This window comes from Streptococcus mitis (assembly GCF_001579035.1).
Lineage (GTDB): Bacteria > Bacillota > Bacilli > Lactobacillales > Streptococcaceae > Streptococcus > Streptococcus mitis_J.
Genome location: NZ_KQ970293.1, coordinates 34,602 through 43,906 on the forward strand (window position 1 = coordinate 34,602; position 9,305 = coordinate 43,906).

Genomic DNA, 9,305 nt, shown 5'->3' on the forward strand with positions numbered 1-9,305 from the left:
CTCCAAAAGCTTGAAGGTTTTCCCTCAAGCTTTTTTCTATCAATGAGTTTCTCCACCTACCAACTTGAGATCCTCATCTCCATGTTCGATAATGGCGCCGATTGCCGCTTCTATCCCTCGCCTAATATCCACTAAACTCATAGCTGGGGTGGTCGGTCGATTCACCACCTGTTCCATCATATAAGGAATATGCATAAAACCTGCCTTAACATGTGGAAATTTCTTTTCTACCAAATAGAGGGCCTGATACATCAAATGATTGCAGACAAAAGTCCCTGCCGTATTGGAAACAGAGGCTGGTAATCCCTCTTTTTTTATAGCTTGAACCATCGCTTTAATAGGCAAACTACTAAAGTAGGCCGAAGCACCATCTGCTCGAATGGGAAGGTCAATCGGTTGATTTCCTTCATTATCAGGAATGCGTGCATCGTCTTGGTTAATGGCCACTCGTTCAGGCGTCAAGCTAGTTCTTCCACCCGCTTGCCCGATACAAAGGACAAAGTCAGGTTGATAACGGTTCATCTCTTCTTCCAACACTTGGGCCGATTTATGAAAGACTGTCGGTACTTCTAGCCAACGAACCTCAGCACCATGGATTTCAGCTGGTAAACCTTTAATGGCCTCCAAGGCTGGATTGACCTTTTCCCCTCCAAAGGGCTCAAAACCTGTCACTAATACTTTCATTTCTAACTCCTCAAAACCAATTCAATGAGACTTTTTTCTTAAAAACAAGTATAACATATTTCCCTTATTCTGGAGTGAAAAGGACTAGCGAGCCTAGGATTGATTTTTGAGTTTATTTAAAGAATAAAATACTCATCAAGGTCAAAATAGCTGGTCCACCTTGCTTCAAAATAATTTTCTTATCTGCTGTTAGAGAGCCGTAAGCCGCCGCCCCAATCACAAATAAGACAAAAATAGTCACAATTTCTAAATTCTGTGAGAAATAAATCCCATACAGGAGAAAGACTCCTAGCAGACCATTATAAATCCCTTGATTTTTAAACAGTGAACTTACCGACGGACGAGCCAGTTCTTCCTTGTCCATGTTAAAGACACGACTAGTCGCATCTGATTGCGTTGCAATACTTTCTAAATAAAAAATGTAAAAATGCTCCAAAGCAACAATCGTTGCTAAAATGATTGTCATAATTGACATATTTTCTCCTTAAATTTCTATATTTTCAATACCCAAAACCAATTTATTTAATAAACGGCCGAGTTCTGTTCTTTCAGACTCTGTTAAGATACTTTCCATCTCTTGCTTAACCTTAATATGCTGCAGAGGTGGATTCACCACTAACTGCTCCTTGGCATACTTCGTAGCCTCTACCAACACTTCCCGCTGATTTTCAGGATTACGATGACGCTCCACCAAACCTTCCTTTTCCAGAATCTTGAAATGTCGGGTCAAAGCAGCCTGATCAATCTTCAAACGCTCCTGAACTCCCATTTGATTACAGGGAGAATTCTCCAGCAAAAACAGTAAAATCTGATACCGTGTCAAACTAATCCCAAGCCTTTTTTCAAATAATTGCGTGCTCGCTTGCTCAGACAAGCGGAGTTGATACAGTAAATCTTGAATCTCTATCATTTCTTTCCTCTTTTTCTTGATTTATCAATAGTTGACTAATCAATTATATTGCAAAGTAAAATAAATTGTAAGAATGTTGCTTGAATCATTACAAGACAGAAACTTCCCATTTTCCATTCAAATTGACAAAGAAAAAACGAACGAGACTTGCTCCCTATCACGAAAGCTAGATCTCATTCGTCAAAATGATATTACAAAGTCTGGTTTATCCATTCATTGAAACGTGAACGTGGTCATAGTGATTTTCTGTCACGCTACCACGGTCTGGCATTGGGTTCCAAGTGTTAGCTGGTCCATATTTGCTATCGAATGGAGCATAGAAACGTTGTTTCCAGATGATGTAACTAATTCCACGGCTGGCCATATTTTGAATAGCGTATTCCGCAATCTTATCCCCTAGTTCTGAGCTTTCTGGTACCATAAAATCGATAGCCAAACCTTTTCCGTGATCTCCACTATCTCCTGGACGGTAACCACTAAAGGATGTGATGCCAAACAAGTTGGCGATTTCTTCTTTAAAGCTAGCCGTTTGTGGTTGAAGGCCAGCATTTTCAGATTTCGCGACTGCCAGTCCAGCATAATCAGGCGCAGCTGGAGCTGTGTAAGTTGTTGAAACTATCTTCGTCTCTTCTGGTTGATAAGTAGAAACTACTGGTGTAGCTTCACTTGATGATGATACTTCTTTTGCTTCTACTGCTGATTCAGCTGGAGTCGTTGCCTGAGGAACTGCTTCTTCAACTGCACTACTTGTTTCGGCTGTTTGCTCCTCTGGGACAGAAGTTTCTGTAGATGGTGTCACTTCTTCTGAAGCAGTCACTGTCTCTGTAACTTCTGAACTTGTTGCTACTTCTTTTGTACTTGAAGTTTCTACTGCTTTTGGAGCTTCTGCAATTGGTTGAGAAAGAGCTGCAACTTGAACAGTTTGATCATCAACGGTTACTTGATTAGTTGTCAAATCTGCTGTCGCAGTTGTCGCTTCTTCACTAGAATCTGCTTGAGGAGTTTGGATTTCAACTTCTGTTACTTCTTCAGCTTCATTGACAGTCGTTGTCAAAACAGTTTCTGGGAAAATCAAGTCCATATTCGTGATTTTATTCAAATTCGCAAGAACTGTGACATCTACACCCAAGGCTTCTGCAATGGTGCTCAAGGTATCACCATACTGAACGGTATAACTTGTTTTGTTATCCGTTTTAGTCAAATCGTTTTGGATTTGCTCAACACTACGTGCAGTCCAAAGAACTTCTTCTGCTTGAGTTGCCAATACTGGGGCAAATGACAAGGCTACTGTTGAAGCTAATAATATTCTTTTCTTCATTCTTTCCTATTCCTTTCAAATGAGTACCTGTCTATCATAACACAAAAAATGCAGAAAAAAGCCCTCTCGGGCCTATTTAACAGAACTGTCTGTTCCTTGTAACAAACTCGATTACTTGAAATAGTTTGTTAGGTCTCTGTCACAAAACTGACACAATCTTATCGTTACTTACTCTCAAAAATATGAGGAATGTCTGTTAGTACTTGAATCCTATGATTGCCTTCATAAGTTGACTCTAAAAAGTTGATACTTCGAATCCCACTATTCTGGGCGAATTCCACATCCAGAGTCCGATCCCCTATATAATAGGTTTTCTCAGGATCCAACTGATACTTGTCTAACAGATAGTTAGCCACTTCTGGATTAGGCTTGCGCGCAAAGCCACTCTGACTGGTTATAATCTCTGTAAAATAAGATCCCAAATCCAAGTCTCTTAGAATGGTAAAAGCATTATCTCCTTTATGAGTGTAGACAAACTGTTGAATCCCCGCTGCGTCTGCCCACTTTAGAACCTCACGCGCACCTGGCATCAAAACTACCTGAGCATTCTTCTCAGCCAGACTCTGGGCACGTACCTGATTTAGCACTTCCACATCTAGCTTTCGCTCTTCTGCTACCTGCACAAGCAAATCCTGCACAGAAAACTTGAGGATAAACTCTCTCACCTTCTCCTTATCATAAGGAATAGAAAACTGACCAAAAGTCTCCTCAATCCCTGATAAAATCGCTTCGTAAGAGTCCAATAAAGTCCCGTCTAAATCCCAAATAAAAGCTGTTTTTTGCATTTCCTATCCTTTCAAGCTCATATAGCGCTGGTAACGATAGCGTAGAAATAACCAGCGAAAACCATTATCCAAGAGAGTCCCTGCCCAAATACCAGGCAAACCCCAACCAAGCACAATTCCCATCAGATATCCTGTTCCAATGCGGATACACCACATTCCTATACTTGTCGCATAAAAGGGAAGCCGAGCATTGCCCAAACCCTGCCAGACTGCTGTATAGATGACTGTTCCTATCGTCATAGGAGTACCAAGTAGTGAAAAAAATGTCACTAGAACACTAGCCTCCACCGCTAGAGAATCAGTCGTATAGAGATGAGTTAGTGGTATACCCAAAGCATAGATACTGAAGGTCAAGGGTAACATGAGAACCAGAGAAAGCCAAAAGGTTTGTTTGCTCAAACTAGCGACTCTTTTCCAATTATCCTCTCCAACTGCTCGGGCCACTAGCATGACCGTTGCCGTAGCGACGCCAAAGGCAGGCATGTAGTTAAACTGGGTCAAGACTTCTCCGACTGCATTCCCAGCAACTGCCTCCGTTCCAAAAGAAACGACCAAGGCAATGATGACGACATCACCAGCTCGCATCATAAGCCGCTCTCCAGCTGCTGGTAAAGCTAAAGTCAATAGTTCCTTATCTAAACCAAAAGTCGGTTTCTCAAAAGGCAACTTTAATTGGGACCATAAAATCACAAGACCAACCAAACGAGACAGAATTGTCCCCCAAGCAACACCAGCTATCCCCATATCAAGAACAAAAATAGCTAGACTGGAAAAGAGAATATTCAAAGCATTTGACAAGAGACTAACATAGAGAGGCAGACGTGGATTATGCGTTGCACGAATCAAGGCACCCAGACTGGTCATGAATCCCAAAAGAACAATCGAACCACCAACTAAAGATAGGTAGAGTCCACCACTCTCAGCTACAGTTCTCTCCGTCCCCAAAAGTCCTATCATCTCTTGCCCAGCGAAGATGGACAAAGCTCCCAAAAGGAAACTTAAGAGTAAAGTAATTTTCAAGGCCTCAGTCACATGATAGGCTAGCTTGGACTGATCCTTCTGCCCCAAACTTTTTGAAATAACACTAGAAATAGCTGCCCCTAGAGCAATGAAAATCGCCTGATAAATCGTGATAATATTGCCAGCCACTGAAACACCTGAAATAGCTATCAAGCCCAAATGGGCTACCAAGTAACTGTCCACCATCCCCATGAGCATCTGCAAAAAGTTTTCGCCCATAGCTGGCAAGGCAATATTAAGAATGTCTTTATTTTTCTTAAACAATCCTTCCTCCTGATGAAAAGAAACTCAGTTGGTTTCCCAACCGAGTTTACTCCTTCTGTCTTAAAGTCCTAGATAATCCTCAACCGCTGCTTGCATATCAGCAGCTGCCACTGTTGTCTTGTGACGAACAGGAGCTGTCTCAAGCCCATCAACTGCTGGTGGCACTGCAACGCCTGAGATTTCATGTAATTGAGCCAAGGCTTCAAAGTCAGTCAAGCCAACTTTCCCTGTTACAGCTTCTACTGCAACTACTGGGAACTTGTATGGACTAGCTGTTGAAGCAATCACTGTCTTAGTCGCATCGCCAGTAGCAGCTTGGTATTTTCTATAAACTGCTGAGGCAACCGCCGTATGGGGATCCTCGATATAAGAATCTGACTCATAAACACGCTTGATTTCTGCTGCTGTTTCTTCCTCAGTCGCATATTCAGCTGCAAAGAGGTCCAAAATCTCTGCATCAAAGTCTGTCAACTTATATTGTCCTTGCGTATTCAAGGCATTCATAAGTTCAGCTGTCTTAACTGCATCATTCCCCAAAAGATGGAAAATCAGGCGCTCCAAGTTTGAAGATACTAAGATATCCATAGATGGGCTAGTTGTTACCTTAAACTCACGCTTCTTATCGTAAACACGTGTCTTGAAGAAGTCTGTCAAAACATTGTTGTCGTTTGAAGCACAAATCAATTTACCAACTGGGAGACCAATTTGCTTAGCATAAAAGGCAGCCAAGATATTTCCAAAGTTTCCTGTTGGTACTGTGAAGTTGACCTTATCACCAGCCACAATCTCACCAGTCTTAACAAGCTGAGCATAGGCATAAACATAATAAACAATCTGCGGTACCAAACGACCGATATTCATAGAGTTAGCTGATGAAAATTGCAACTTATTGGCCGATAATTTTTCACGAAGAGCCACGTCGTTAAACATGTGCTTCACATTTGTTTGCGCATCGTCAAAGTTCCCATCAATGGCGATAACATGAGTATTGTCGCCAGTCTGAGTGGTCATTTGCAACTCTTGTACCTTGCTGACACCATCCTTTGGATAAAAGACGATAATCTCAGTACCAGAAACATCCGCAAACCCTGCCATAGCAGCTTTCCCAGTATCACCAGATGTCGCTGTCAAGATGACAATCTTATTTTCCAAACCATGTTTCTTAGTAGCAGTCGTCATAAAGTATGGCAAAATAGACAAGGCCATATCCTTAAAGGCAATCGTAGAACCATGGAAAAGTTCCAAGTTATATTGCCCGTCTAATTTCACTAATGGTGCGATAGATGGAGTATCAAATTTACTATCGTAGGCACTGTTGATACAGTAGTCCAACTCTTCAGCTGTAAAGTCATCTAAAAATGCTGACAAAACTAACTTAGCAACTTCCTGATAAGAAGCATCTTTCAATTTGTCAAAGTCCAAATCTACCTTTGGATAAGTAACCGGTGTAAACAAACCACCGTCCGTCGCCAAACCTTGCAAAATAGCTTGGCTAGCAGTTACTGTATTGTTGGCATCACGCGTTGATTGATAAACTAATGTCATTACTCTCTATCCTTTATCTATAGTCTCTTCCATTATATCATGATTTTTCAGAAAATTCTCCCTTTATAAAAGAAATTATAGTCCCAATTCTTTCTTCAAAGGCTCTAAATAAATCATTTCTTCCTTATCTCTCATCTCCAGTCCTTCCTCAGATAGGATAAGTAAGTCTTTGGAAAATTCAATAATCGCAGTTTCTTCCTCATCTGTAAGCTTTTTCTTAGAAAATTGTCGTCTTAAAAACTTATAATTTCGCCCAAATTCTTTAAAGAAAGATGCTGTTTCTAAATAAGCTTCTAACTTATCTAAATTAACTAATAATCCTAAGTGAAAAGCTGCTGAAGCGAAGGTTCTATCCAGAGGCTGAGTACACACACTACGAAACTCGACTGTTCCGCGAGCCGTTAAATCTTGGTACTGATAACTACGATGTGTCCCAAAATCCTTCTCTTGAGGATAAATAATAATCTCATCCCCATTAAGTGCATATGCTTGAATTTCAGGTGTAGCCAAATAGTCCCTAGCCTGAATCGGATAAAAATAATAGGTTTGCCCATCACGTTCCGCAGTAAAAATTGCAGAATGATCTAGATAATCAAAAAAATCATCCTCATCGTTAAAGAGTCTAGCATTGACCCCAACATTCTCTGGATAGATACCATGCATCGATTCTTCCCAGAAAATATCTCTTGAGATTTTTGTATCCCAATCCGCACCTGTAAACTCAGAGTTTGCAAATAAATAAGCCTTAACTGCTTCAATTTGGGTAAAAGCATTAATCACTCGTAAGTAGTTAGACTTTGAAATATCCAGCTGAACCTGGCTCCCACAGATAAAAGCACCATATTCAGGGAAATGATGTAAATCTGATTTAGTAATATTTCTACTCAAATTCAAATAATCCATCAACATCTGATAGCGTGGATAAGCCACTGGACAATTCTCATTTTTATCCCAGTTGGGATGAATTCCACAGCCAACAATAGCATGATTTGATTCAGCTAACTTTCTCTGAATTACATTCATATAATTATTGAAACGATTTTCGACCTCTTGAATTGTTTCTGCCTTACCAAATGCAAACTCAATCGTACTATAGGAAACTTCAAACAAAATAGCATCCTGACTTATCGGATCTACTAACTGGATCGGATTGCCAAAATCATCTACCTTTTCGACAGTAAAATCAAAAGAAGAAACTAAATATCGGAATAAGTACTTGATAACTTCAACATCTGTATCATCCCCTTCCAAGTTTACAACAGGATATTCCAGCTCAATTCCGATAAACAATTCAGGATTTTCTTTAATATTTTTCAAATACCGATGTTTTAATAAATCGATAGAACGAGACATACTTCCCTACACTTTCATAATCTAAATAAAATTTGGATAAGTATTATTATACCAAAAATAACATAAAAAAGGAACGAAGACTTACAACGTTCCTTATCGCTATACTATACCGGCGGCCGGGGTCGAACCGGCACGTCCTTGCGGACACTGGATTTTGAGTCCAGCGCGTCTGCCAATTCCGCCACGCCGGCAAATAGTAACTGGGGTAGCTGGATTCGAACCAACGCATGAGGGAGTCAAAGTCCCTTGCCTTACCGCTTGGCTATACCCCAATAATATAAAATAGGCGAGTGATGGGGATCGAACCCACGCATGCCAGAGCCACAATCTGGTGTGTTAACCACTTCACCACACCCGCCACAATTCTATTAACACGGGCAGTAGGAATTGAACCCACACTGAAGGTTTTGGAGACCTTAGTTCTACCTTTAAACTATGCCCGTAAAATGGAAGGGGAGGGATTCGAACCCCCGAACCCGAAGGAGCGGATTTACAGTCCGCCGCGTTTAGCCTCTTCGCTACCCTTCCAAAATATATAAATGGCGCGAGACGGAATCGAACCGCCGACACATGGAGCTTCAATCCATTGCTCTACCAACTGAGCTACCGAGCCTTATTGCGGAGCAGGATTTGAACCTACGACCTTCGGGTTATGAGCCCGACGAGCTACCGAGCTGCTCCATCCCGCGTTAATATAAAAGGAGGATGTGGGATTCGAACCCACGCACGCTTTTACACGCCTGACGGTTTTCAAGACCGTTCCCTTCAGCCGGACTTGGGTAATCCTCCAAAATAGTTTATACGGGAACAAGCCCGTGTCCTATTAGTGAACAGATAATATTACAATCCCCTACTAATGGACTAAACACTATGGGCACGAGTGGACTCGAACCACCGACCTCACGCTTATCAGGCGTGCGCTCTAACCACCTGAGCTACGCGCCCAAGTTAAAAACTTGGTAATTTGAACAAAGTTCAAAGCGGGTGACGAGAATCGAACTCGCGACAACAGCTTGGAAGGCTGTAGTTTTACCACTAAACTACACCCGCATAAATACTATCAATAAAACGGCGCGAGACGGAATCGAACCGCCGACACATGGAGCTTCAATCCATTGCTCTACCAACTGAGCTACCGAGCCTTATTGCGGGAGCAGGATTTGAACCTACGACCTTCGGGTTATGAGCCCGACGAGCTACCGAGCTGCTCCATCCCGCGTTAATATAAAAGGAGGATGTGGGATTCGAACCCACGCACGCTTTTACACGCCTGACGGTTTTCAAGACCGTTCCCTTCAGCCGGACTTGGGTAATCCTCCAATATTCAAATGGACCTTGTAGGACTTGAACCTACGACCACTCGGTTATGAGCCGAGAGCTCTAACCAGCTGAGCTAAAGGTCCGACAAGATCATTATAGCGGCGAA

The 9,305-nt window shown here is 41.8% G+C and carries 8 protein-coding genes and 14 tRNA genes; all 22 read right to left on the bottom strand.

All coding sequences use genetic code 11. The features are described 5' to 3' along the window. Positions 1-39: 39 nt before the first annotated feature. Positions 40-684, bottom strand: a complete 645-nt coding sequence (gene pcp / locus SMIDD26_RS10380) for a pyroglutamyl-peptidase I (protein WP_061440058.1) — start codon at positions 682-684, stop codon at positions 40-42. 112 nt (positions 685-796) lie between these two features. Then, positions 797-1,159 carry a DUF1304 domain-containing protein gene (locus SMIDD26_RS10385; protein ID WP_061440059.1) on the bottom strand — a complete coding sequence of 121 codons (363 nt, stop codon included), beginning with the start codon at positions 1,157-1,159 and terminating at the stop codon, positions 797-799. A gap of 9 nt (positions 1,160-1,168) precedes the next feature. Further along, positions 1,169-1,594 carry a MarR family winged helix-turn-helix transcriptional regulator gene (locus SMIDD26_RS10390; RefSeq protein WP_061440060.1) on the bottom strand — a complete coding sequence of 142 codons (426 nt, stop codon included), beginning with the start codon at positions 1,592-1,594 and terminating at the stop codon, positions 1,169-1,171. A gap of 205 nt (positions 1,595-1,799) precedes the next feature. Beyond that, on the bottom strand, positions 1,800-2,912 hold the full coding sequence (locus SMIDD26_RS10395) for a LysM peptidoglycan-binding domain-containing protein (protein WP_061440061.1): 1,113 nt from the start codon (positions 2,910-2,912) through the stop codon (positions 1,800-1,802). 164 nt (positions 2,913-3,076) lie between these two features. After that, entirely contained in the window at positions 3,077-3,697 is a 621-nt protein-coding gene (locus tag SMIDD26_RS10400; protein WP_061440062.1) for an HAD family hydrolase, read from the bottom strand. Between the two features lie 3 nt (positions 3,698-3,700). Next, positions 3,701-4,981 carry an MATE family efflux transporter gene (locus SMIDD26_RS10405; protein ID WP_061440063.1) on the bottom strand — a complete coding sequence of 427 codons (1,281 nt, stop codon included), beginning with the start codon at positions 4,979-4,981 and terminating at the stop codon, positions 3,701-3,703. A gap of 60 nt (positions 4,982-5,041) precedes the next feature. Next, positions 5,042-6,526, bottom strand: a complete 1,485-nt coding sequence (gene thrC, locus SMIDD26_RS10410) for a threonine synthase (protein WP_061440064.1) — start codon at positions 6,524-6,526, stop codon at positions 5,042-5,044. A gap of 75 nt (positions 6,527-6,601) precedes the next feature. Continuing rightward, positions 6,602-7,879, bottom strand: coding sequence for a glutamate-cysteine ligase family protein (locus SMIDD26_RS10415; RefSeq protein WP_061440065.1), 1,278 nt, complete (start codon positions 7,877-7,879; stop codon positions 6,602-6,604). A 107-nt stretch (positions 7,880-7,986) separates the two neighbouring features. Then, positions 7,987-8,070: transfer RNA gene (locus tag SMIDD26_RS10420), tRNA-Leu, on the bottom strand. Positions 8,071-8,079: 9 nt separating this feature from the next. Further along, positions 8,080-8,151: transfer RNA gene (locus SMIDD26_RS10425), tRNA-Gln, on the bottom strand. 13 nt (positions 8,152-8,164) lie between these two features. Continuing rightward, positions 8,165-8,237, bottom strand: a tRNA-His gene (locus SMIDD26_RS10430). A gap of 14 nt (positions 8,238-8,251) precedes the next feature. Continuing rightward, positions 8,252-8,322 (bottom strand) — tRNA-Trp (locus SMIDD26_RS10435). A gap of 4 nt (positions 8,323-8,326) precedes the next feature. Then, positions 8,327-8,407: transfer RNA gene (locus SMIDD26_RS10440), tRNA-Tyr, on the bottom strand. 12 nt (positions 8,408-8,419) lie between these two features. After that, positions 8,420-8,492, bottom strand: a tRNA-Phe gene (locus SMIDD26_RS10445). Between the two features lie 3 nt (positions 8,493-8,495). Beyond that, positions 8,496-8,568 (bottom strand) — tRNA-Met (locus tag SMIDD26_RS10450). Between the two features lie 10 nt (positions 8,569-8,578). Beyond that, a tRNA-Ser gene (locus tag SMIDD26_RS10455) sits at positions 8,579-8,668 on the bottom strand. A gap of 82 nt (positions 8,669-8,750) precedes the next feature. Beyond that, positions 8,751-8,824: transfer RNA gene (locus tag SMIDD26_RS10460), tRNA-Ile, on the bottom strand. A gap of 34 nt (positions 8,825-8,858) precedes the next feature. Beyond that, positions 8,859-8,929: transfer RNA gene (locus SMIDD26_RS10465), tRNA-Gly, on the bottom strand. 19 nt (positions 8,930-8,948) lie between these two features. Further along, positions 8,949-9,021: transfer RNA gene (locus tag SMIDD26_RS10470), tRNA-Phe, on the bottom strand. 3 nt (positions 9,022-9,024) lie between these two features. After that, positions 9,025-9,098, bottom strand: a tRNA-Met gene (locus SMIDD26_RS10475). A 10-nt stretch (positions 9,099-9,108) separates the two neighbouring features. Further along, positions 9,109-9,198, bottom strand: a tRNA-Ser gene (locus SMIDD26_RS10480). A gap of 10 nt (positions 9,199-9,208) precedes the next feature. Next, positions 9,209-9,282, bottom strand: a tRNA-Ile gene (locus SMIDD26_RS10485). Between the last annotated feature and the right edge of the window lie 23 nt (positions 9,283-9,305).

Bases quoted from the DNA above. Each gene is read 5' to 3' on its own strand.
- pcp (WP_061440058.1), bottom strand. From the start codon at position 684: ATGAAAGTATTAGTGACAGGTTTTGAGCCCTTTGGAGGGGAAAAGGTC.
- thrC (WP_061440064.1), bottom strand. From the start codon at position 6,526: ATGACATTAGTTTATCAATCAACGCGTGATGCCAACAATACAGTAACT.
- SMIDD26_RS10395 (WP_061440061.1), bottom strand. From the start codon at position 2,912: ATGAAGAAAAGAATATTATTAGCTTCAACAGTAGCCTTGTCATTTGCC.
- SMIDD26_RS10400 (WP_061440062.1), bottom strand. From the start codon at position 3,697: ATGCAAAAAACAGCTTTTATTTGGGATTTAGACGGGACTTTATTGGAC.
- SMIDD26_RS10385 (WP_061440059.1), bottom strand. From the start codon at position 1,159: ATGTCAATTATGACAATCATTTTAGCAACGATTGTTGCTTTGGAGCAT.
- SMIDD26_RS10415 (WP_061440065.1), bottom strand. From the start codon at position 7,879: ATGTCTCGTTCTATCGATTTATTAAAACATCGGTATTTGAAAAATATT.
- SMIDD26_RS10390 (WP_061440060.1), bottom strand. From the start codon at position 1,594: ATGATAGAGATTCAAGATTTACTGTATCAACTCCGCTTGTCTGAGCAA.